Source organism: Cutibacterium sp. 37298, from assembly GCF_023838685.1.
GTDB lineage: Bacteria > Actinomycetota > Actinomycetes > Propionibacteriales > Propionibacteriaceae > Cutibacterium > Cutibacterium acnes.
The window spans coordinates 261,595-284,649 of sequence record NZ_JAJNRJ010000001.1 but is presented as its reverse complement, the minus strand read 5'-3'; the positions used below and the strand labels follow the sequence as shown (position 1 = coordinate 284,649).

Sequence of the window (23,055 nt, the reverse complement as noted above, 5' to 3'; positions counted from 1 at the left end):
GCCTATGGCCGACGAGCCACCCTAGAGTCACTCGAAGTCCACGCGCTGCGCTCCGGGTACGGAGTCGTACCTCTCTGGGGCGCTAGTAAGCACCACGATCTGGCTAGTCTGGGCACCTTGGGCTACCTCAGCGAGGACGTGCCTGACCCTCACGGGATCGGAGTAGACCAGAGCATCGTCGAGGATTACCGGCACCCCATCGTCGGGGTCGATGAGCCGAGCGGCGGCCAGCCGGACGATCAGTCCCAACTGTTCGCGGGCCCCTGACGACAGCTGGTCCCATTCCAGTCGGGAGCCATTGAGTTGACGTGCCACAACCGACAAGGTGGAGTCGATCTCGACGTGAAGATCCTGGCCAAAGACCCCGCGTCCAATCCGGTCGATTTGGGTGGTGAAAGGTGCCACGTAAGACTGTCGCACGTGGTCCAGGTGGGCTAACAGAGTCTGGTACAGCAACTTGGCTGACCGTGCACGCTGCTCCAATCCAGTCACTCGTCGAGCCAGTTGGTGTTCCTTGATAGTGAGGGAGTCGACCTCGGTCTGACGCTGCTGGCGGCCAAGTCCCTGCAGCTGTCCGTTGAGTTCTGCCCGACGACGGATGTTGCTCTCGAGGCGGTCCGTTGCGGTCGTCAGTGCCACCTGCGTTCCTTCAGCTTCGGTGTGGACCTGCTCGGGGTTGCGTTCCGCTAGCGCGGCGTGGGCGCGGTCGGCCTCGGCCTGTGTGAGTCGAGCCTGCTCCTGGGCGGCTGTGAGCGTCTCGGTGAGGGCTTTATCGCTAGTGATTTTGCGTGCAGCCGTCAGTTCGGTAGAGAGCCTGGTGACCGTTTCGGCGGTTTTTTCAGCGTCGATATTTGCCCGGAAGACCTTCTCATGAGCCTCGATGTGGCGCTCTTCCACCGTTCTTAGCCGGTTGTCAGCCTGACGTTGGGCGGTACGCGCTTCATTCGCTGCGGCGACAGCCTCCTCTTCCAGCTTCTGAGCCTCGGCGGCCGTGACGCTGACGGTTTCGGTGGTGCGCTCAGCCATGACTTCAAGCTCTTGGATGGTGACTTTGCCCTGCTCCTCCTCGAGGTGTTCCCGCCAGGAAGAGATGTGGGTCTCCATGACCTTGCGTTCAGCTAGACGAGACTCTGCCTGCTCCAGACTCGTCACACCTAGGTCCTTGAGTTGTGACACTACGTCTTGGTGGGCCTTCACGGCATCGTTTCCTAAGGTCATGACCTCAGAGGTGGGGGAGATCCGCACCCGCCAAGCCTCACCCATCTCCATGACGAGCTCGTCATCTACCCGGCGCTGGTTCGTCGCACCGATCGGTACATCGAGGTCGGCGCCGTCAATGCGTAGTGAAACCCCGTCGGCGAGGTGTTCGATGGCTAGCTGGGGGCTAGCCATCAATGCCTTATCGCGGGCAAGGTCGTCGGCCTTGACGGCTTTCCTTAGCGCGGATAGTGCCTCGCTGGTCACTTTCTCGGTGTCAAGGCGTTGCTGCTCGGCCGTTATGCGCTTCTTGAGTTCATGGATCCTGTCGAGCTGTTGTCGAGCCTTGGTCGACTCTTCACTAACTCGCGCGGCTGTAAGGGTCTGCCGAGCCTGAGTTTCGGCCTCTTCGGCCTGGGTAACCTTCTTCTGAGCCTCATCGACAGCTGTCTGGGCTTCCTCGCGTTCCTCGGCGACGTTTCGGCCCAGCTCCGATAGTTCTGCGGCCACGCGCTGGCAGTACTCATATTTATCCTGGGCCGTCGCGAGATCGTCGATGAGCTTGGCCCTCATATCGTGGGCCGCCCTGGCCTCGGCATGACGCTGCGCTGCTTCCTTGGCAGTACGTTTGGCGGTCTCGACTTCTTTCTCGAGGTCGGTGAGGCTCGCAAGGGCAGCCTCGGCTTTCTGGCAGTCGGACTTTTTGGATGCCACCACGGTCTGATCGTGGCTGATCTGTTCGTTGATTCTGCTGAGGGAGTCGACGACTTCGTCGACCTCTGCGAGTCTCTCTTGTCCTTTGGCAAGGTTGCTGTGGATCTCCTCGAGCTCGTCGCGATCTGCGAAGACGTTACGGCGCTCTGATCCCCCGGGTGTGAAGTACTTGTCATACTCCGCTCGAGCCCGATCCATGAGTCCGCCTCCGGAACCCTCGTCAGGTTGCTGCCCGCCAGCTTGTTCCAAGGCAGCGGTGAGGGCCTGGGAAGAATCCAGCCGCAACGGGGATAGTCCGCTGGCCTGCATGAGACGCAGCGCGTTCCACAGAGTCATATCTGCGCCAGACAACAGAGTTTCCATCATCTCGACAGCCTCGTCGCCGGTGATGGTCTGGCCAGCACGAGGCCCGGCAAGGAATTTCAGTGAAGACTCCTTGTCCTTGAGAAAGCATTTGCGATGAACGAAGTGGTGATCGCCGATCGTCATCTCAGCTTCGACGACCACCTGCAGAGATGTGCCATAGGGCTGAGCGGTTCGGACTTTGCGGGATTTCGATGAGGCTTTGGTGCCGGTATCGAGGAGCAGGTCGAGGGCTTCCACCATGGAGGTCTTGCCGATCTCGTTGCGTCCGGTTGCAATGACAACCCCACAATCGGGCAACTCGAGGGTGCGTTCGTCAATCGCTTTGAAATTTTCGACGTGGATGCGGTGCAGCTTCATCGTGATACCTCCGCAGTGTGTGCAGTAGTTGCGGTACCGACTTCTTCAGCGCTGACGAGACGGTGCAGCAGGGTGAGCGCAGCGACGGCGTCTTCACTGGTAGCGCATATGTCCGACAATTCTTCGGCAGCATCTCGTACCCAGCCGGGCACATCAGCCTCAGTCAGGCTGACATCGTCTCCCACCACGGTGAGGTCATGGCGGTTTTCACTCGGTTCAAGGCTTGCGAAGACAGTTTCATAGTCAGCGATGATCTCGTCGAGCTTTGCCTTCTGAGAGATAGTGACCTGGCCGTGAAGGTCGTAGCGGATGATGGTGCGATCTCGGTGGTCGAAGGAGTCGAACCTATCGCGCAGGGCCTGTAGGTCTGCCTCGCTGGCTACCTCCTGGCTCACTCGGGCATGCAACCACGTGCCAACATTGATCGTCTGGCAGGTAAGAGGATCACCGAGGTCGACGATTACCGCAGTGCCGACACTCTCCTCGTTGAAGCTCGTTGTCTCCTGGGTTCCGCTGTACCGGATGGCGGCGTGGTTATCGTTGGTCGGCCACGCGATATGACGATCGCCCAACGCGACATAACTCAGCGCCCCCCGGGCAATCGCATCGTCGAGAGGAGCTCGCGAGATGAGGGCTTCACGAGCATCCCCCGATAGCCCCTCAAGCTGGCCATGGCCGACCAGGATGCGTGGCGTCTGGGCGGGCTCCAGGTTCTTCACAAGGTCGGCGAGGGGGTCGGTCGACGGGTGACGGGTTGTCAGCGGAGAGGCAACGATCGTAGCGATGACGACCCCGTTGCCGTCAGTGATCTGGATCTCTGCGTGGTTTCGCAGCACCTGGACGTTGCTCGGGCAGCGCCGTGCGAATTCTGGCCCATCCCAGAGACACCCCGGCTCTAAGCTGTCGTGATTTCCGGGCAGCAGGTACACGGGGAGATCAATGGAGGCCATCGCCTCACACGCGCGGGCAATGATCTGAGTGGAGACATTGTGGGTTTCGAAGACATCTCCGGCGACGACGACAAACTCGCAGCCCTCCTGCCGGGCAACGTCGCCCAGCCTGCGCACCGTCTCGATCCGATCGGCAGTAAACCGTGCCTGCGGGTCGTCGTCGCCGCGCTTCGACAGGTAGTGCCGAGTCATCCCCAGTTGCCAATCTGAGGTGTGGAGAAATCTCGTCATAGCAGCATGATAGGAAATGACTCCGATACTGTTTGTGTACGCGTGTTCCGGTAATGTTCTGGCTTGTCAGGGCCAGTTTCAGCGATGATCTGACGCTCAGCTCTGCTTGATAACGCTGATAGCGGCGGAGGTGGAGCGGAAGGCCGTCGTCGGGTCGTTCTCGACGTCGAGGACATCAGCGGACTTCACGTGGGCGTCGCGATCGGCATTACCGGAGGCCAAGGACGCGGTCTGGGCAGCCACCTCAACGGAGACGCTGGACGTGTCAACAAGAAAGTGCTTCGGTGGCAGAAGATGTGCTTACCGCCCTTATACTCGGCAACAAAGGAGGCACTGTGACTGAGGACTCCGCCGTTTGGCTCGACGACCACCAGCAGCGCGTATGGCGCTTGTGGCTGGAAGTATCGACCACCTTGCCTGCCGTGCTTAACCGCCAGTTGTCCCGCGATTCGCAATTGTCGGTGCAGGACTTTGAGGTGCTCGTGCGTCTTTCTGAGACCGACGGCGGCGAAATGAGAGTCGTGGCCCTGGCAGAGCACATGGGATGGGAACGCTCCCGGCTGTCCCATCACCTCACGCGTATGGAGAAGCGAGGCCTCATAGAACGTCGCGTCTGCTGTTCGGACGGCAGAGGGGCCATCATTCACCTCACCGATCAGGGCACGGCGGCATTACAACAGGCCGCCCCGGGCCACGCTGCTCTGGTCCGACGCGTCGTTTTTGGCGGGCTTAATTACGGCCACCTCAACGACCTCGAAGCTATTCTCTCGCGAATTTGCCAGAGTCTTGCTGAAGAAGACAAGGCCAACCCCACAGACCACAGTTGAAGGTACTTCACCTCGCCGTGTCATGTCACGTCTCGTCCCACCTAGGGAAACGGTCACATTCGCGAAACCGAACCAGCTTTATCATCAGCCCCACCGACGCAGATGAGGAGCACATATGGCAGTAGTGGCCACGGGCATCCCGGCGGAATCCGGCGAACCCGCTATGGACAAACCCCGCATGAAGGGCCGTCACCTGGTGATGATGAGCCTTGGCTCGGCCATCGGAACCGGACTCTTCGTAGGGTCTGGCAAGGGTGTGGCTGCAGCTGGACCAGCAACCTTGGTGGCATATATCGTCGCCGGGTTACTCGTCATCGCCATCATGTACATGCTCGGCGAAATGGTTGCAGCCCATCCCGACTCCGGGGCGTTTTCGGTCTACACGTCCCGAGCCATGGGCTCAGCAGCTGGCTTTGCGATGGGGTGGGTCTGGTGGATTGAACTAGTCGTCGTCGTCGCGGCCGAGGCGATCGCGGCGGCGTCGACCCTTGTTGCCATGTGGCCAATAGCCCCCGTCTGGCTGCTCACCCTCATTTTCCTGGTCGTCCTCACCGCAATCAACCTGCTGGGAGCTGACAGATTCGGAGAGTTCGAGTTCTGGTTTGCCCTGCTTAAGGTGGTCGCCGTCGTCGTCTTCCTTGCCATCGGTGTGCTGCTTATCTGCGGAGTCTTGGCGGCTCCCGCAGCGGGAACATCCAACCTCGTCGGCCACGGCGGATTCCTGCCCAATGGGTGGTCTGGGGTGGCGACGGCCCTGCTTTTGGTCGCCTTCAGCTTCGGCGGTATCGAGATTATGGCGGTGGCGGCTGCCGAAACCGAAGACCCTGCCCACAATGTCTCCCGGGCTGTGCGCACCATCGTTTGGCGAATCCTGGTGTTCTACATGGGTTCAGTAGCCATCATGGTTATTGCGGTGCCTTGGGATGACCCCGAGCTCGGCGCCTCCCCCTTCGTGGCCGTCCTTAACCGGGCTGGTATCCCGGCAGCCTCCGAGGTCATGACCTTGGTCATTGTGTTGGCCTTGCTGAGCTCCCTCAATGCCAATCTTTATGGGGCTGCCCGGATGCTTGGCTCCTTAGCGGAACGCGGCATGGCCCCTCGCGTCGCCATGCGAACCAGGGGTCGCTCGGTGCCGACGGTCGCGGTGCTGGCCAGCGTGGCCTTTGGGTTCTGTTGTGTGCTGGCTACTTTCGAATGGGGCGACGCCGTACTCGGTACCCTGCTTAACATCGTCGGTTCAACCATCATCGTCACCTACTTCTTCACCATCTGCTCTCAGTACGTGCTGCGTCGCCGCGCTGAGAAGGAGGGCACCCCGCTGCCGATGCGGTTGAAAGGGTTTCCGATGGTGAACTGGGCTGCAATGATCCTGCTGATTGGCATCGTTGTACTAGGCATGTTTTCCCCCGACGTTCGAGCTCAGCTGATGTCAACGGGCGCGCTCGTCGTCATCCTCTATGTCATTGGGGTGGGATGGTCCCATCACGCCGGACGCAGCCCCTTCCGTCCCACGACCGACTGAACTCAAGCGGATGACGGTCCCGGGTCGTTCGGGGGGTTTGGGGGGCCGAGCGAGCAGCTCGTGTTTACGGTCTTTGGCCCGAATGATTTCCGGGACGATCCGAGGCGTATCACGCTGGTGAGCGGCTGGGGTGGGAATCGTGGTCGGATGGGGGGAGGGAACTGTTGCGGGCTTGGATTGCGGTTTGGCGAGCGGCTCAGCAGCAGGCTTCGAGAGGGAAGCCTGCTTTCCGGATGGCTTCTTGATAGCGGGCTTCGGGCTAGCCACTTCGTCGTCAGATTTAGGCTCTGATAGTTTCGTGACGCGGCCCATGGCATGGACACGTCGGCCCTCCAGGCGATCCTTGAGCTGGGAGGTGTAGATCGAAGTATCCCCAACAACTCGGCCAGCGACGGCGACGGCGATCATGCCAGGAGCGAGCATCGACAGGTTTCCGGTCATCTCGCCAACCATGAGCAGCACGCCGAGTGGGGCATGGGCAACCGCACCGAAGCAGGCGATCATGCCGACAATGACGAAACTCATCGGTGAGGATGGGATACCTGGCAGCCCCTCGAGGAGGCGCCACAGTGCCGCGCCAGTGGCTCCGCCAATGACCATGCCAGGGCCGAAGACGCCGCCGGAACCGCCCGATCCGATGGACAAGGTCGTCGAGAGGATCTTGGCGAAGGGGATTGCCAGCACCATGAGCAGCGGCATCCGCACGAGGTTGCTGGCGAACATCTCTTGTTGCACTGAGCCGTAACCGGTGCCCAATGCTGCCGGGATGAGGAGTCCAAGCAGCCCGACTCCCAGACCACCGATAGCCGGGACGAGCCAGCCAGGAACCTTGTCGAGATGGTCAAAAAACGTGGTGCCGCCATAGAAAACCTCAACGTAAAGCTTGCCCATGAGGCCAGCAGTGAGGCCCAGCAGGACGAACCAGATGAGTTGCAAGGGCTGGGAGAACTGCACTCCACTGAGCGATCCGAAGATTGGCTCGAATCCGTATACCGACCCGAAGACCACGAAGGCGACGATCGACGACACCAGGGAAGGCATGATCGCGTCGGATTCCATATCGTCGCGGTAGAGCAGCTCCGCACCTAGTAACGCGCCGCCCAGTGGGGCGCGGAAGATGGCACCGATGCCTGAGGCAGTGGCTGCTGAGACGGCAATCCGGGCGTCCGGGGTGGCGATTTTGAGCTTCTTGCACAGTGAAGAGATGACGGTCGCGCTGATCTGGGCAGTGGGGCCCTCACGTCCACCCGAACCGCCGGAACCTATCATGAGGGAAGATGCGATGATCTTGACTGCCGCGACTTTTCCTTTGAGAGCTGTCGGGTCGTGATGGACGGCATGAATGGCGTTGTCAGTGCCATGTCCTTTGGCGGTAGGTGCGACGAAGTACACCAGGGTTCCCGAAACTAGGGCGCCTCCGGCGACGACGAGCGGGATGGCCCAGGGACGGGTGAGCCTGGTGCCGGCGGCACCGCCGCCCTCCCCCAAGGTGCCGGGTGGGGTATAGCCGCCCAACGTTTCGAGTAGCCAATGCGTGCCGGTTTTCAGGCAGAAGAAGAAGATAATGGCACCGACGCCAGAGACGATGCCGATGACTGTGCCCATAAGCAGCCAACGGTTCAGGGAGTCTCGGAAGGCCTTGGGACGGTGCGGAACGAGGGCACGGCGCAGGCGCCTGAGTCGTTTGGCCCATGCGGCTCGGGTCTCGGGGTGGATGGCGGTCTCGGTCATTGCTGGTTGGAATCCTCTGCGCAAGAGCGGTTGGGGGTGCCGTGTCCGCTGGCCTCGGCTGCGCGGGTAAATAAGGTGAATCCGGTGACGACGGTGTCGATCTCGCCTGGCTCGAGGTAGCTGAGTAAGTCGACGAGTTGACGACGACGGTGCTCATTGACGTTTTGCACGAGTGTGGCCCCTCGGTTCGTCAGGGAGAGCACATTGGCGCGACGATCGTCGGGATCGGGAGAACGGTCAATGAGCCCTTTGGCGACGAGGCGCTCAACCATACGCGCGATGGTTGAGGAGTGGACGTCGAGGTCACGAGCCAGATCGACTCCGCGCGTCACTCCAGCGTCGATGAGGACGAGGAGTCGGTATTGCGGCGCGCTGACGTCTTCGGCAAGTTCCGCCAGGGAGCGGGCTGCTACGTCGACGAGCGCCCACGATGCCTGCAAAGCGATTTCAACATCAGTGTGATCGGGGGTCAGCCCGTTCGTTGCATCCCGCGACATCTGCACAGCGGAATTGTTGCACACTGCATTAGTTTTGGCGACGCGCTGTGTGCCGGTGGCGCGGTCACCTACAGTGATGCTATGGCCCGCATTATTGTCACCGCACCGCAGCTCATGTCCGTCGTTAACGAGGAGCTCCCCGGTCACGAGGTCGTAGGTGGCGACCACTTCATGGACCGCCAGGAACTGTCGCGCCAGATCGCCACCGCTGATGCCATACTGACGAGCTTGTCCGATCCCCTCGACGCCGAGATGATTGGTCAAGGCAAGAACCTGAAGGTCATCGGTCAGTGCGCCGCTGGTTTTAATAACATCGACCTTGACGCCGCTAGGCAGGCTGGGGTTGTCGTCACATCGACCCCAGGCGTCCTCCACGAGGCCACTGCCGACCTTGCCTTCACGTTGCTTCTTGAGGTCACTCGTCGTACTGGCGAAGCTGAACGTTGGGTGCGTGCAGGCAGGGCTTGGCGCTACGATCACACCTTCATGCTCGGCGCTGGTTTACAGGGGGCTACCCTCGGCATTGTCGGTCTGGGGCAGATCGGTGAGGCTATGGCTCGACGCGGAGCAGCCTTCGGTATGAATGTCATCTACAACGCCCGCCATGAGAAGGATGTCGCGGCGATTGACGCCGTCAATCTCAATACCCAGCCCACTCGTCGCGTCGAGCTCGACGAACTGTTCGCAACCTCCGACGTTGTCTCTTTGCACTGTCCACTCACTGATGAGACCCGTCATCTCGTCGACGCTGACGCCTTGGCTGCGATGAAGAAGACCGCCTACCTCGTTAATACCGCTCGTGGCGCCTGTGTCGACGAGGCTGCCCTGGTGGAGGCTCTTAAGACGGGTGCGATTGCTGGTGTAGGTCTGGATGTTTTCGAGGAGGAGCCGACGATTACTGCGGACTTGCTGACGTTGGAGAACGTCGTGCTGCTGCCCCACCTTGGGTCGGCTGCGCTGCCGACCCGCGAAGCGATGAGTCGTCTGGCTGCTCGCAATATCGCCAAGGTCCTTGACGGTAAGCCGGCTGAAACCCCGGTGGAGTGATTCGTTCGCTCACAGCGTTGATGTGGTAGGCCCGGTTCTCGTTGGCGGAACTTCGTCGCAGAGAGCCGGGCCCAGCTGTGTTCTTTGACGTGAAGGAAAGCACGCAATGACGCGGTCAGAATTGTCTCAAAGCGTGTGGAAGTGGCTATTTCCGAAGTCCTGTTTTCTGTATTTAAACAACCGATTAGTTATCTAAATCATGGTGTTGAAGACGGGGTCTTGTGACACGGAAATCGCGTTATAGCGCGGTTTGCACGTCTGTTCTAGGGGGTGTGCACGAACATGCACGAAAGCCGTTTTCGGTGGTTGTTACACATCGCTTTCCCTAACCTTGTCACGTACCTGGCAACGGTGGCGGGGCATCGAGATCCCTGAGCCACCCCCCCACACGCCGGATGGTTTCGAAGGGAGCATTCAATGAGGACCATGGACGCAGACGTCGTTGTCATCGGTGGTGGTGCCACCGGTGCGGGCGTCGTGCGGGACGTCGCGATGCGTGGATACCGCGCCGTCCTGTTGGACAAGGCCGACCTCGGCCAAGGAACCACCGGTCGTTACCACGGCCTGCTCCACTCTGGTGGACGATACGTCGTCTCTGACCCCGGATCGGCGACGGAATGCGCTGAGGAAAATGAGATCGTCACTCGGATCCACGCTGACGCCGTTGAGAAGACCGGCGGCTTGTTCGTGGTGACCCCAGAAGATGACTTGGAGTTCTCTGATCAGTGGGTTGAGGGAGCTAAGAAGTCCAAGGTTCCCTTCGAGGAAATCTCCACCGCGCAGGCCCTGCGTCGCGAGCCTCGTCTGAACCCCGGCATTAAGCGCGCCTTCGCTGTTCAGGACGGTTCGGTCGATGGCTGGCAGATGGTGTGGGGCGCCGCCCACTCCGCCATCGAATACGGCGCCAAAGTCATGACCTACACTGCCGTCACCGAGATCATTCGCGAGGGAGACCAGATCACCGCCGTGGTCGCCCACGACCTTAAGCACGACGAGCAGATCCGCATCGACTGCAAGTTCGTTATTAACACTGCTGGCCCGTGGGCGGGACGCATTGCTGAGCTTGTCGGCTGTTATGACGTTGACGTTGTGCCAGGCCGCGGCATCATGATCGCGATGAACCACCGCCTGGTGAACACGGTAGTCAACCGCTGTATCTACCCTGCTGACGGCGACATCCTAGTGCCGGTGCACACCGTGTCGATCATCGGCACCACCGACGTCAAAGCTGACGATCCGGAGCGGCTGGCCATTCCTCGCAACGAAGTGCAGCAGATGCTCGATTCCGGCGAGGCCCTTATCCCCGGATTCCGCGATGCCCGTGCCGTACATGCCTGGGCCGGTGCCCGCCCGCTATTCAAAGACAAGCGAGTCTCTGCCACCGATACCCGCCACATGTCCCGCGGTATGAGCGTCCTCGACCACGGTTCTCGCGACGGTGTTAACGGCATCGTCTCCATTATCGGCGGCAAGCTCACCACCTATCGTCTGATGGCCAAGAATGTTGTCGACGTCATGTGTGAGCAACTTGGCGACGACCGTCCCTGCCGTACCGCAGACGAGGCTGTGCCCGGATCGACCGTCGGCAAGAACTACCTCATCACCCACCGTCTGGGCGAGAACGAAGAGCGTCGTGCCGGGACTGGTTTGGTCCGCGGTGGCGACCCGAAGACCGTGCCGTCATCGAAGAAGATTGACAACCAGGTCATCTGCGAGTGCGAGCTCATGAGCCGCAAGATGTTCACCGATCTGCTAGCCGAGCAGCCCGACGCCACCTTCGACGACCTGCGTCGCCAGCTGCGTCTGGGTATGGGTCCCTGCCAGGGTGGCTTCTGCTCGATGCGCGCTACCGGCATTGCTGTTGAGGAGGGCACCATTGACGCCGAGCGCGCCACCGGTCTGCTGCGTCTGTTCCTCAAGAACCGGTGGATCGGATTGTGGCCGATTCTCTACGGCGAGCAGGTTCGTCAGACCGCCCTTGACGACTGGATCTTCCAGGGCACCTTCGACGTTGAGCACCTTCCCACCCCGCAGCAGGAGGTTGAGCTGTGAGCACCACAACCGTTCCCACTCAGTCGGTTACTGCCGACCGTTTCGGCGCTCAGCACGTCGTCGTCATTGGATCTGGCCTCGCCGGCCTCACCACCGCCCTGCGCCTGCGCCGCGGTGGCGCCCGGGTGACCCTCGTCACCAAGGGTGTCGGCGGCCTGCAGTTGGGTCAGGGCACTATCGACATCCTCGGCTACACCCCGGATCGCGTCGAGAAGCCCTACCAGGCTGTCCAAGAATTCGCGTCCCAACACCCCGCTCATCCCTACGCCAAGATCGGCGTTGAAGCCCTGAAGGAGGGCATCGACTTCCTGCGCGAGATTGTCGGTGACTCCTACCTGCTTGGTGACGGGGAGGCCACGATCAACATGCCGACCGCCGTCGGTGCGATTCGTCCTACGGCCCTGGTCCCGCCGTCGATGATCAACGGCAACCTCAAGGACGGTGACAAGGTCGTCGTCACTGGGTTGGCCCAGTACAAAGACTTCCACGCTGGTCTCATCGCTCAGAACATCAACCGCACAACGCTGCCTGGCGGTGGCCATGCTTCAGCCCGCGCTGTCGTGGTCGATTTTGAGCCCCGCGAGGGCGAGTACGACGCCACCGGTTTGGCGATTGCTCGCTCCCTCGACGATGTTCGTACCCGTCGAATGCTGGCTGAGGGGCTTAGGGGATTTGTCAATCCCGGTGAGATCGTCGCCTTGCCGGCCGTGCTCGGCATCGATAACCACAGCGAGGTCCTTGCCGACTTCAAGAAGATCCTCGGCGCAGAGGTGTTCGAGATCGCATCCCTGCCACCCTGCGTGCCCGGCATGCGCCTCAACAACAAGCTTGTCGTGACCGCTAAGAACGAGCGTGTTGACTATGTGCTTGGTTCGAAGGTCACCGGCTGCACGGTGGCCGACGGCAAGGTTGTCTCCGTGACCGTCGGAACCGCTGGTGCTGGCAAGGAGATCAAGGCTGACGCCATCGTCCTCGCTGGCGGTGGCTTCGAGTCCGGAGCCCTCAAGCTTGACTCTCACGGCCACCTGCATGAGACCATCCTCGACCTGCCGGTCACCATGCCGGAAGGCGTCAAAGAGGAGGATCTCATCCACGGTGATTACTGGGGTTCCCCGCAGCCGCTCTTCCTGTGCGGCGTCGAGGTCGATGAGACCATGCTTGTCACCTACCAGGGTAAACCTGTCCATTCCAATGTCTACGCCGCCGGCGGCGTGATCGCCGGTGCCACCAGGTGGCAGGAAAAGTCGGGTGAGGGCATCGCCCTCGGCTCGGCCATCAAGGCTGCCGATGCCATCCTGTCGTCGGTCAGGGCAGGCGTCGCGACCAAGGAAAGGAACTGATCATGGGTGTTATCGAGGAGACATTCGCCGGACACGAGGTCTCGCGCCAGTCGCTCGACGCCTGCGTCAAATGTACTATCTGCGAGACGATGTGCCCGGTCGCCAAGGCCACCCCGCTCTACACCGGTCCGAAGTACAATGGCCCGCAAGGCGAGCGCTACCGTGACGGGGCTTCCGTTGACCACTCCCTCGAGTGGTGTAACTTCTGCGGCATCTGCACCCTGCACTGTCCGCAAGGGGTGAAGATCGCGGAGCTCAACGAGCAGGCCGCTGCGAAGATGAAGCACCAGAATGGTGTTCCGCTGCGTGATCGCCTCATTCCGCTGACCACTCTTGAAGGACGTGTGCTGTCCCCGATCGCCCCGCTGGCTAACTGGGGCCTCAATCAGAAGCCGATCCGCATCGCTGTCGAGAAGATCATCAAGGTCCATCGTGATGCCCCGATGCCAACCGCTCAGACCGAGACTCTCAGCAAGTGGATGCGCCACCACAAGCCCGCCAAGCCAGCTACCAAGGGTCCGATCGTCTTCTTCCAAGGCTGCGCCGGCGGTTACTTCGAGACCGAGACCTCCAAGAAGTCCATCGAGGTGCTTGAGCACCTGGGCTATGAAGTGCTCGTCCCGAAGCAGGGCTGTTGCGGTCTGGCTAAGCAGTCGAACGGTCTGTTCGAGGGTGCCACCAAGGACATCCTCAGCTTGTGCGATAAAATCATCAGCCTCGGCAAGGGTCTGACAGTCGTGTCCTCGTCCGGCTCCTGTGTCGGCATGATGAAGCACGAGGCTCACGAGATTATGGGTGTTGACGATCCTCGTCTGCACGACGTGTCGGTACGTTCCCGGGACTTTTCAGAGTTCCTCATGGACGAGTACCGCAATGGTGAGTTCGACGCTTCGCAATTCCGTCCGATCGACATCACGGTTCCCTATCACCAGCCCTGCCAGGTCAAGAGCCAGGGCATGGGATTCCCGGCAGTTCAGCTTATGGAGCTCATCCCGGGTGTCAAGGTGCTGGAGTCTAACGAGCCGTGCTGTGGTATTGCCGGTACCTACGGTCTGAAGGCCGAGCGCTATGAGGTCGCTCAGAAGATCGGTGCGGGTGTGTTCAAGCACATGCAGGATCACAACGAGGGCGTTGGGGTGTGCGATACCGAGACGTGCCGTTGGCAGATTTCCAAGTCCTCGGGTGTCAAGATCGTGCATCCGGTGTGGCTGCTGCACCACTCGCTCGGACTGTCGAACAACCTGCTCGACTGATCAAAGCCTGCTGAACCTTATCGCTCTTCGGTGGCGTGGGGGCTCAGCTTCGCCGGACCTCCTGCGATCCGGAGTCGGCCGGGACCTGCTGTGGGGGCGGGCCCCGGCCCTTTCACGTGCTGCTGCGATGTCGGGCACAACTTCCGGCTGGGGTCGCCGGCCGGCCGTCGAGGGTCGTCTTGCCGTGGCTGGTCAAAAATTGCCGGTTCGAGGCGGGTCCGATCACTGCTGTGATGTGGCCTGTTGTGGGTCGGGATTTTTTGTCACCGGGGGGGTTGGGAAGGCACGGCAGGTCAGGGGGGTGCTGACCGCGCGACCGTTGTGGCTTATGTTCGGGGGCCCGAGACCGTGGGGTCCTGGGGAACCCACCACCGCCAAGGGGCGTCAACGTTGCGGCTGATCCCTACTCGCGGGCCCTGTCGGAATTCGGCAATCTCCGGTGCGGGTTCGAGGCGCCAGCCCAAGGCAGATATCGCATCATTGCCGATGATGCTCACCGGGTTTCCAGACTCTTCGAGACTGGCACCCAAAGCTGACCCCATATTTCCTGGTCCGCAGGCAAGGCGGTTCTCGGCGACGTTCCCGCGATGCCGACGAGCATCATCGTGGCCTGCTATGACTTGCCCGCCACGCAGCAGCACGGCAGATGCCTCCCCATCTGGTGAACACACGAGGTTCACGCAGCGATGCATGCCGTAAGACAAGTACACGTATATGTGAGAAGGCGGCCCGAACATCACGCGGGCGCGCGGGGTTGGCCCACGAAAGGCATGGGATGCTGGGTCGTCGAGTCCCATGTACGCCTCGACTTCGGTGAGACGGATCCCCACCGGGCCGCGCCAGATCGTTGCTCCGAGTAGGAGCGGGGCGACCTCGATAGCGGGAGCCGAGAGGTCGATCATGCCTTGGTGTCGCACAGGAAGTGGCACGCGGTGCAGGTAGCGGCGGTCACGGTGATGACCGCTGGCCAGGCACCGGTCTTCTTTGCCAATCCGTGAGAAGCTCCGAGAGCTGCCAGGTAGGTTGCGCCCAGCAGGCCAGCAATCGTCGGTCCGCTCTTAGCGAGCCAGGTGCGGCCAGCCCAGCAGCCAGCAGCCGCGAGCACGGCTCCACCCAGTGGCCGGACCCCGGTAGTGCGAGCAGTGAGCCATCCTCCGACGAGCCCGAGGCCGGCCACCTCGGCGGTGTTGACGTTTTCTGCCCTGTTCAGCTTCATGACCCGAGTCTAGCTGGGCGGCTTAGGACGCCCGGGTAAACCCCGATTCGGGTCGAGATCGTCAGTCGCCTCAAGGCGTCGCGAACCGCCCATCTTCTAGACGTACTGGTGCCCGGTAAGCCGGGGCGAGTATGTTATCGAAGGATCACAGCGTAATGACGACTTTTCCGATCATGGTGCCGGACTCGACGGCTGCGGTGGCCTCACGCACATGCTGGGTTGTCAGACCCTCGATATGGCGGGTCATCGTCGGACGGATCTGCCCCTTCTCGACGAGGTCGGCGATGCTGGCCAGTGCCCGGCCTTGTTCGGCGACGTCGGGCGTCGCGAACTGTGGACGGCTGAACATCGACTCGCTGGTCACCGTTAACGACTTTGACTTGAAGGCCATGAGATCGAATGAGTCGGTTCCGTCGATCATGACCAGATGTCCGAACGGTGCGATGATCTCAGCCAAAGTCGATGCTGGTGGCGTATAAGCCGAGAGAATGCCGTCGAACCCGGTGATCCCGAAGTCGTTGACCTGCGGGGCGAGCGGTTCACGATGGTTAATGATTCCGGTGGCTCCCATATCCTGACACCATTGTGCACTCTCTGGGCGCGAGGAGGTCGCAACGACCGGCCCGCTGGTAATAGCACGAGCTAGCTGGATGGCTGCCGACCCGACGCCACCAGCGCCGCCGATCATGAGGAAGGCTTTGTTACTGCGTTCTTCGGGGGTACCCAGACGGATGTGGTCGATGAGGGCTTCCCATGATGTCAGAGCAGTGAGTGGCAGGGATGCGGCCTCGGCGATAGATAACGATGGCGGGCGTTTCGAAACGATCCGCGAGTCAACCAGGGTGAATTGCGAGTAGGTGCCGGGACGATCGCGGTTTCCGGAATGCCACACCTCGTCACCGACGCTGAAACCGTTGACCTCCGATCCGGCTGCGCGCACGACGGATGCAGCGTCAAACCCCAGCACGCGGGGATGCGAGAGCGTTCCAGCCCCCTTACGCAGCTTGATGTCGATGGGATTGACCGAGACGGCTTGGACCTCAACGAGCAGGTCGTGCGGGCCCGGCTCCGGTATTGGCAGGTCAACGTCAACGAAACATTCGGGATCGGAGACCGGCAGGGGCCCGGTGATGGCAACGGCGTGCATGCTTTCCATGACCCCACGGTAGTGCCGACCGGGTTGCTTGGGTACCGCTGTTAGCGCTGCATGTCGACGAAACGCGAGTAGTGGCCTTGGAACACCACTGGCACGGTCCGTGTCGGCCCGTTGCGGTGCTTGGCGACGATGATATCGGCCTCGCCGGCGCGCGGGGACTCTTTGTCGTAGACGTCCTCTCGGTGCAACAGGATGACGACGTCAGCGTCCTGCTCGAGTGACCCGGACTCGCGCAGGTCACTCATCATGGGTTTCCTGTCGGTGCGCTGCTCGGGGCCACGGTTGAGCTGGGAAAGGGCCACGACAGGGATTTCGAGCTCCTTAGCCAACAGTTTGATCTGGCGAGAGAACTCCGAGACTTCCAGCTGACGCGACTCCACCTTTTTGCCAGAGGTCATGAGCTGCATGTAGTCGATGATGACGAGCTTGAGGTCGAATTTTTGCTTCATCCGCCTTGCTTTGGCGCGGATTTCCATCATCGTCAGGTTAGGGGAGTCATCGATGAACAACGGTGCTGACGAGATCTGTGTTGTTTTGTCAACCATGCGCTGCCAATCCTCTTCGGACAGGTGCCCCGCACGCATCCGGGACAGCTCGATCCCTGCCTCGGCAGATAGCAATCTCATGACGATCTCGTTGCGCCCCATCTCGAGGCTGAAGATTGCAGCTGCGAGATGGTTCTTGATGGCGGCGGCGCGGGCAAAGTCGAGGGCTAGAGTGGATTTTCCCATGGCCGGACGGGCGGCGACGATGATCATCTGGCCGGGCATGAACCCGTTGGTGAGCTCGTCAAGGTCGGTGAACCCAGTAGGAATGCCGGCCATGGCGTCGCCGCGAGCCTCAATGGCCTCAAGCTCGTCAAAGGTGCTCTCGAATAATTCCGAGAGCGGGTGGTACTCCTCACTGGTTTTGCGGGTGGAGACGTCGTAGAGGGTCTGCTGGGCGGCGTCGACGATGTCGGCGACCTCTCCTTGCCCCTGATAGCCCATCTGAGCGATGCGGATTGACGCTTCGACGAGGCGACGAAGGACGGCTTTCTCGGCGACGATCTTGGCGTAGTATGCCGCGTTCGCGGTGACGGTGACATTGGTTAGTAACTCTGCGAGGTACAGGCGTCCGCCGGCTCGCTCGAGTTCGCCACGGCGATCTAGTTCATCGGCGGTGGTGACGGTGTCGGCAGGGTCGCCGCGACCGTATAGATCGGTGATGGTGTTGAAGATGAGCTCGTGTCCAGGGCGGTAGAAATCGACGCCCTTGATCTCTTCGACGACGTCGGCGATGGCGTCTTTGGAAGACAACATGGCACCTAGTACGGACTTTTCGGCGTCAATGTCCTGGGGAGGGTTACGGTCCAAGGACGGGCCCGGCTCGGCGGGTGCGCAGGACATGGCGGCTCCTTCACGGCTGATAGGGGGCTAGTGTGCCACGTTTTAAGTACTCCCGGACAAGAGTTATCCACAGGTCTTGTGGGTAATGCCTGGATGGATGTGGACCGCCTGGGGATAATGTGTGGATAACTCGGTGGATCGGGGGATATGCCGTGGAATACTATCTAGTAACTACTCTTTGACTAGGGGTTATAGTCGTTGTGTGAGTTATTGGACGAAAATTTTCGGCGTGTCGCGGGGGAGACGGTGTTCAGCTGGGATGTGTACAAGTAGGGTTTGAATGCGACGTGAGTGCCATCTAGCGACACGTTATCCACAGGGGCTGTGGATATGGATGGTGGCCTCCGGAGCGGGTTAGATGGTCCGTCAAACCATCGGCAGGCCCGGCGAGTGTGACGTGAGGTCACCGGGAGATTGCGCCCTTGTCTGAGATACCCCCTCGGGGTACTCTCTGATGCAGAGGAGGATGCATGACCAACTCGGGTGACGGCTGTTGTGCCCCTGGCGGTGACCATGTCGCGGGGGATCATGACGTCGAATCTTCGGCGCCGAGGGAAACCTGCGGGGCATGTGGTTGTAACCACCCCCAGCATGGATATCTCGGGCATAAGGACATGCACCTGCGCCGTCTCAAACGGATCGAAGGGCAGGTGCGCGGCCTGGAGCGGATGGTTGATGAGGAGAAGTACTGCATTGATATTTTGACTCAGGTCTCAGCAGTCACCTCGGCACTCAAATCCGTTTCCTTGGAACTGCTCGCTGAGCACATGAGCCACTGCGTTGCTCGTGCGGCACAAGCTGGTGGGCAGGAGGCCGAGGATAAGATCACCGAGGCCAATCAGGCCATTGCCCGCCTCGTCAAAGCCTGATGGCAAGCACACTTGGAGGAACAATGCACAAGACCTACACCATCAATGGAATGACCTGCGAGCACTGCGTCAAGGCAATCACCGAAGAAGTCTCGGCCCTTGACGGCGTCGATAACGTCACTGTCTCCCTCGAATCAGGCTCAATGACGATCGACTCGGCTGAAGAGATCCCCTTTGGTAAGGTCGCCGATGCCGTTGATGAGGCCGGAGAGTACACCGTCGCCGAAGCCTCATCTCTTGACACTGCCGGTCACCCCGGTGGTCAGTGCGGCTGTGGAGGTCATGGCCACGCCGGGAAGAAGGCTGAGGGATCGGGTTGCGGCTGCGGCGGACACCAGCACTCCGAGGAGGCTGCTGCTAAGCATGCCGAGCACGCTAGTAAAGGCGGCTGCGGCTGCGGCGGTCACCAAGCCTGAGCCATTAGTCTCCGTTGAGATCTTGACGTCGGGCCCCGGGTTCGGACCGCATGACGCCGTTAGACCCCGACCCCCGACGTTGACTTTCCCTACAACCCCCCGGCCTCCTGGATCGTTGGGGCTGCCGGTAAGAGAGCCGGTAGCCCCCGACATCCCGGATTCCGGTGGGTCGTCCACGAAGGAAACACATGTCTACCCCGACTCACCCCGACGCGCAGTCTGAGCTGAAGGACGCGACGGAACCTACCTCCGTCAACCTCGACATCACAGGTATGAGTTGCGCATCGTGCGCCGCCCGCATTACTAAGAAGCTCAACAAGGTTGATGGGGTCCAGGCCACCGTCAACTACGCGACTAGCAAAGCTCATGTCCTCACCACGAAGCCTATTGAGGTCGACGATCTCATCGGGGTGGTCGAGGCTGCTGGCTACGGGGCTAGTGTCCCCACGCCGGCCGCACCACCCGAGGACCACGCGGCGAAAATTCGCGCCAGACTGATCGTTGCCATCATTCTCGCGGTGCCGGTCATGCTGCTCTCGATGATTCCAGCCCTGCAGTTTGACGGATGGCAGTGGCTGGCGCTGGCTCTTAGCCTCCCGGTCGTCTTTTGGTGCGGGGAGGGTTTCCATCGCGCCGCCTGGACGAACCTGCGGCATGGCGCAACCTCAATGGACACTCTCATTAGCCTCGGCTCTTTGGTCTCGTTGGGGTGGTCTGTCTGGGCGCTGATGTGGGGCAGTGCTGGACATGTCGGTATGCGCCACCGCATGACATGGGCCCTGGAGCGCACTGATCCTTCCTCTGCCCTATATCTGGAGGCATCAGTCGGCGTTATTACCTTTATCCTCATTGGGCGGTGGATTGAGGCCCGTAACCGCGCTGAGGCCGGATCGGCCTTGCAAGCGTTGCTACGGATGGGCGCCAAGTCGGTGCGGATGATCCGTGACGGGCAGGAGGTCACCGTCCCGATCGAGGCCCTCACGGTGGGGGATCACTTCGTAGTGCGGCCGGGGGAGAAGGTCGCCACCGATGGTCGGGTTGCTGAGGGAAGCTCAGCGATCGACGCGTCTCTTGTTACCGGGGAGTCATTGCCGGTCGAGGTGGCGGTCGGTGACGAGGTGATCGGCGCCACCGTTAACACCTCTGGACGGCTTGTTGTGGAGGCAACCGCCGTTGGTTCAGATACCGAGCTGTCACGCATCGCCACCCTTGTTGAGGCTGCTCAAACCAGTCGCTCTAAGACCCAGGATCTCGCCGACAAAGTCTCGTCGATTTTTGTGCCGACAGTTTTGATCATCTCGGCCCTGACGATGATTGTGTGGGCTGTATTGGGTCAGGGGGTCACGGCGGCTTTCACCGCTGGGGTGGCGGTTCTCATCATTGCGTGCCCCTGTGCCCTGGGCTTGGCGACCCCCATGGCCCTGCTTGCTGGCACGGGTCGCGGTGCCAGGTTGGGTATCGTTATTAAAGGTGCGAGGTCTCTGGAAAGGGCCCGCGGCATCGACGTCATGGCGATGGATAAGACCGGCACCCTCACCACTGGCCGGATGGCCGTAGTCGCGGTGTGGGATGAATCTGGACGTGTGGTGAACATTTCTGACAACCCACCCGCACTTGCTGTTACAGCAGCGCTTGAAGTGGGGTCGGAGCACCTGATTTCGCGGGCCGTCGTTGAGGCGTGCCCAGGTGTGGCCTCCGCCGAGGACTTTCGGGCTCTGCCTGGCCTTGGGGTCAGTGGGACTGTGAACGGGTTGCCGGCCAAGGCGGGGCGGGTGTCGCTTTTTGACGCCATCCCTGACGCGTTGTCGAAAAATGTCGAGCGAGCCCAGGCTGAGGGCCGTACGGTGCTTGTGGTGGGGCGAGGCGACGACATTCTCGGTGCCATCGCGGTGAGCGACGAGATCAAGCCGGAAGCTGTCGTTGCGGTGAAGCGGATGGTTCAAGCTGGCGTGCGCCCGGTGCTGGTGACGGGTGATAATTCCGGCGCTGCAGCTCACGTGGCGTCAGAATTGGGCATTGGCGAGGTCATGAGTGAGGTCATGCCCGCGGACAAGGTCGACGTTGTCACTCGGCTGCGTTCGGACGGCTCCCGCGTCGCGATGATGGGGGATGGGGTCAATGACGCTGCTGCCCTCCAAACGGCAGATTTGAGCATCGCTATGGGGACTGGCACCGATGTCGCTATTGCTGCCAGCGACATCATCTGTACCCGAGGTGATCCGCGTTTGGCGGTTGACGCCCTGTCTCTTGCTCACGCCACGGACCGCACGATTCGTCAGAACTTGTTCTGGGCCTTCGCTTATAACGTGATTGCTATTCCGGTCGCCGCCGTGGGCTTGTTGAGCCCGGTTATCGCGGCTGCGGCAATGGCCTTTAGCTCGATCTTCGTTGTCACGAACTCGATGAGGCTGGTGCGTTGGCATCCTGGGATGAGCGATTCAAACTGAGAACCTGGGATGGGTCCACCGCCGGGGTCTCGTCAGGAGAATGGCTTTATAGCACGGTTCCCACGAAGTCTGGGGCCTCGGCGACGTCGATGTGATCCGCGCCGAGCATGCGTTCAAAACGAGCGAATCTTAAGTTTCTCAGCAAATCTTTGGATTCTCCGGATGATCTGCTCTATGGTGTTGCCCGTGCCTTCCACCGGAGGTACGTTGGCGCGTGCCAGTGTGGCTGACGCCGATCTCCGTACCGGGCCCTCGAGCCCCCGATACTGAAATGGTCGAATGTCGAAAGTTGTAGCTTCCGCGATTGCCGGGGCCCTCAGCCTTACCTCGGCTGGCGGCCTGACGATGGTCCAGGCACTTGATCGAGATACCGTGACCTTCTCCGTGGACGGAGTCTCCCAGCAGGCCAAGGTTAAGCCAGGCACGGTCAAGCAAGCTCTCGCCCAGCAGGGGATTCCAGTTGGCCCGCACGACGATGTGCAACCCTCGCTGGATTCTGAGATTCACGATGGCCAGGTCATCACCGTTAACTACGGTCGCCGTGTCGTGGTCACTATTGACGGTAAGAAGGTGGTCCGTTGGACCACGGCTAAGAACGTGGCCGAGGTTTTGGCTCAGCTGAACCAGTCAGATCCTGACAACCTCGTGTCGGTGTCGCGTTCGCTGGATATCTCGCGTGCCGGGCTGTCCTTCTCGATGCAGACGGCTAAGGATGTCACGGTCACCATCGGTGGCAAGACTCAGAAGATTACCGCGGTTGGAACCGTTGCTGACGCCCTCAAGGCGGCGAAGGTTGAGGTTGATTCGAGCGATGCCGTTAACCCGGGTCTGGGTACGCCACTGTCCGATGACATGAAGATTACCCTGACGATGGTTGACCAGAAGTCTCAGAAGCGTCGTGTCGCCGTGCCCTTCTCCACCAAGAAGGTCGAGGACTCCAGCCTGTCCAAGGGCGAGATCAAGGTCATCACTAAGGGTGTCAATGGCATCAACGAGGAAACCTGGACCGTCGTCTTTAAGGACGGCAAGAAGGTGTCCGAGAAGAAGGTTTCCAGCAAGGTCGTCAACGCCCCTGTGACCCAGGTCGTCAAGGTTGGCACTAAGACTGCGTCGTCGAGTTCTCCTTCGACGCGTTCGTCCTCCGCCTCGCACCGTTCGACAGCATCTCAGTCGTCCGATCCGGTGACCAGTGGTACTACCTGTTTGGCATCTACCTACGGTGAGGGTGACGGTACTGCTGGTGGCCCTACTGCTTCCGGTGAGACCTTCGACCCGTCGGCCTTCACTGCTGCGTCGAAGACCCTTCCGCTTGGATCGACTATCCGCGTCACGAACGTCAGCAATGGTCGTACTGTGACTGTGCGCATTAACGATCGCGGTCCTTACGTCGGTGGACGATGCCTCGATCTTTCAACGGCCGCGATGAACGCTATCGCTCCCGGACAGGGTCTGGTGACCGTCCGCTACAGCTGATTACAG

17 protein-coding genes and 2 pseudogenes are annotated in these 23,055 nt (G+C 60.8%); 10 read left to right on the top strand and 9 right to left on the bottom strand.

Features of this window, described 5'->3' with window-relative positions; translation table 11 throughout:
- Positions 1 to 27: 27 nt before the first annotated feature.
- The 3 genes and pseudogenes from LRP59_RS01410 to LRP59_RS01400 all read right to left on the bottom strand — a co-directional run.
- On the bottom strand, positions 28 to 2,634 hold the full coding sequence (locus LRP59_RS01410) for an AAA family ATPase (protein ID WP_002514204.1): 2,607 nt from the start codon (positions 2,632 to 2,634) through the stop codon (positions 28 to 30).
- Positions 2,631 to 3,815, bottom strand: coding sequence for a metallophosphoesterase (locus LRP59_RS01405; RefSeq protein WP_002514203.1), 1,185 nt, complete (start codon positions 3,813 to 3,815; stop codon positions 2,631 to 2,633). Before LRP59_RS01405 ends, LRP59_RS01410 begins: the two co-directional genes overlap by 4 nt.
- A 31-nt stretch (positions 3,816 to 3,846) precedes the next feature.
- Positions 3,847 to 4,037, bottom strand: a pseudogene (locus LRP59_RS01400) (hypothetical protein); the annotation flags it as partial.
- A gap of 113 nt (positions 4,038 to 4,150) precedes the next feature.
- Between LRP59_RS01400 and LRP59_RS01395 the strand changes: the two are divergent.
- Positions 4,151 to 4,642, top strand: coding sequence for a MarR family winged helix-turn-helix transcriptional regulator (locus tag LRP59_RS01395; RefSeq protein WP_023269397.1), 492 nt, complete (start codon positions 4,151 to 4,153; stop codon positions 4,640 to 4,642).
- A 115-nt stretch (positions 4,643 to 4,757) separates the two neighbouring features.
- Entirely contained in the window at positions 4,758 to 6,164 is a 1,407-nt protein-coding gene (locus LRP59_RS01390) for an amino acid permease (protein ID WP_002533294.1), read from the top strand.
- A 2-nt stretch (positions 6,165 to 6,166) separates the two neighbouring features.
- Here LRP59_RS01390 and LRP59_RS01385 read toward each other — a convergent pair.
- Positions 6,167 to 7,895, bottom strand: a pseudogene (locus LRP59_RS01385) (chloride channel protein).
- Positions 7,892 to 8,398, bottom strand: coding sequence for a MarR family winged helix-turn-helix transcriptional regulator (locus LRP59_RS01380; RefSeq protein WP_002514199.1), 507 nt, complete (start codon positions 8,396 to 8,398; stop codon positions 7,892 to 7,894). The pseudogene LRP59_RS01385 and the gene LRP59_RS01380 overlap by 4 nt, the downstream one beginning before the upstream one ends.
- Before the next feature lie 75 nt (positions 8,399 to 8,473).
- Here LRP59_RS01380 and LRP59_RS01375 point away from each other — a divergent pair, with 75 nt between their 5' ends.
- The 4 genes from LRP59_RS01375 (at position 8,474) to LRP59_RS01360 (ending at position 14,084) form a co-directional block, all read left to right on the top strand.
- Positions 8,474 to 9,439, top strand: a complete 966-nt coding sequence (locus LRP59_RS01375; RefSeq protein WP_002514198.1) for a D-glycerate dehydrogenase — start codon at positions 8,474 to 8,476, stop codon at positions 9,437 to 9,439.
- A 417-nt stretch (positions 9,440 to 9,856) separates the two neighbouring features.
- Positions 9,857 to 11,491, top strand: a complete 1,635-nt coding sequence (glpA, locus tag LRP59_RS01370; RefSeq protein WP_002514197.1) for an anaerobic glycerol-3-phosphate dehydrogenase subunit GlpA — start codon at positions 9,857 to 9,859, stop codon at positions 11,489 to 11,491.
- Positions 11,488 to 12,831, top strand: a complete 1,344-nt coding sequence (gene glpB / locus LRP59_RS01365; RefSeq protein ID WP_002514196.1) for a glycerol-3-phosphate dehydrogenase subunit GlpB — start codon at positions 11,488 to 11,490, stop codon at positions 12,829 to 12,831. Before glpA ends, glpB begins: the two co-directional genes overlap by 4 nt.
- A gap of 2 nt (positions 12,832 to 12,833) precedes the next feature.
- Complete coding sequence (locus LRP59_RS01360; protein WP_002514195.1) at positions 12,834 to 14,084, top strand: anaerobic glycerol-3-phosphate dehydrogenase subunit C; 1,251 nt, start codon at positions 12,834 to 12,836, stop codon at positions 14,082 to 14,084.
- Between the two features lie 326 nt (positions 14,085 to 14,410).
- Here LRP59_RS01360 and LRP59_RS01355 read toward each other — a convergent pair whose 3' ends face one another.
- The 4 genes from LRP59_RS01355 to dnaB form a co-directional block, all read right to left on the bottom strand.
- On the bottom strand, positions 14,411 to 14,986 hold the full coding sequence (locus tag LRP59_RS01355) for a DNA-3-methyladenine glycosylase (protein WP_002514194.1): 576 nt from the start codon (positions 14,984 to 14,986) through the stop codon (positions 14,411 to 14,413).
- The gene (locus LRP59_RS01350; protein WP_002514193.1) at positions 14,983 to 15,300 is read right to left on the bottom strand and encodes a hypothetical protein; all 318 of its coding nucleotides are present in this window, start codon (positions 15,298 to 15,300) and stop codon (positions 14,983 to 14,985) included. The genes LRP59_RS01355 and LRP59_RS01350 overlap by 4 nt, the downstream gene beginning before the upstream one ends.
- Before the next feature lie 145 nt (positions 15,301 to 15,445).
- Positions 15,446 to 16,456, bottom strand: a complete 1,011-nt coding sequence (locus tag LRP59_RS01345) for a zinc-binding alcohol dehydrogenase family protein (protein WP_002533293.1) — start codon at positions 16,454 to 16,456, stop codon at positions 15,446 to 15,448.
- Positions 16,457 to 16,497: 41 nt separating this feature from the next.
- Positions 16,498 to 17,844 carry a replicative DNA helicase gene (dnaB, locus tag LRP59_RS01340; RefSeq protein WP_002514191.1) on the bottom strand — a complete coding sequence of 449 codons (1,347 nt, stop codon included), beginning with the start codon at positions 17,842 to 17,844 and terminating at the stop codon, positions 16,498 to 16,500.
- A gap of 614 nt (positions 17,845 to 18,458) precedes the next feature.
- Here dnaB and LRP59_RS01335 point away from each other — a divergent pair.
- The 4 genes from LRP59_RS01335 (at position 18,459) to LRP59_RS01320 (ending at position 23,049) form a co-directional block, all read left to right on the top strand.
- The gene (locus LRP59_RS01335) at positions 18,459 to 18,713 is read left to right on the top strand and encodes a metal-sensitive transcriptional regulator (RefSeq protein ID WP_002520825.1); all 255 of its coding nucleotides are present in this window, start codon (positions 18,459 to 18,461) and stop codon (positions 18,711 to 18,713) included.
- Between the two features lie 23 nt (positions 18,714 to 18,736).
- Positions 18,737 to 19,129: a heavy-metal-associated domain-containing protein gene (locus LRP59_RS01330; protein WP_002514189.1), complete on the top strand. Its 393-nt coding sequence runs from the start codon at positions 18,737 to 18,739 to the stop codon at positions 19,127 to 19,129.
- Positions 19,130 to 19,317: 188 nt separating this feature from the next.
- Positions 19,318 to 21,576 carry a cation-translocating P-type ATPase gene (locus LRP59_RS01325; protein WP_002514188.1) on the top strand — a complete coding sequence of 753 codons (2,259 nt, stop codon included), beginning with the start codon at positions 19,318 to 19,320 and terminating at the stop codon, positions 21,574 to 21,576.
- Between the two features lie 279 nt (positions 21,577 to 21,855).
- Positions 21,856 to 23,049, top strand: coding sequence for a septal ring lytic transglycosylase RlpA family protein (locus LRP59_RS01320; protein WP_002514186.1), 1,194 nt, complete (start codon positions 21,856 to 21,858; stop codon positions 23,047 to 23,049).
- Positions 23,050 to 23,055: the final 6 nt, after the last annotated feature.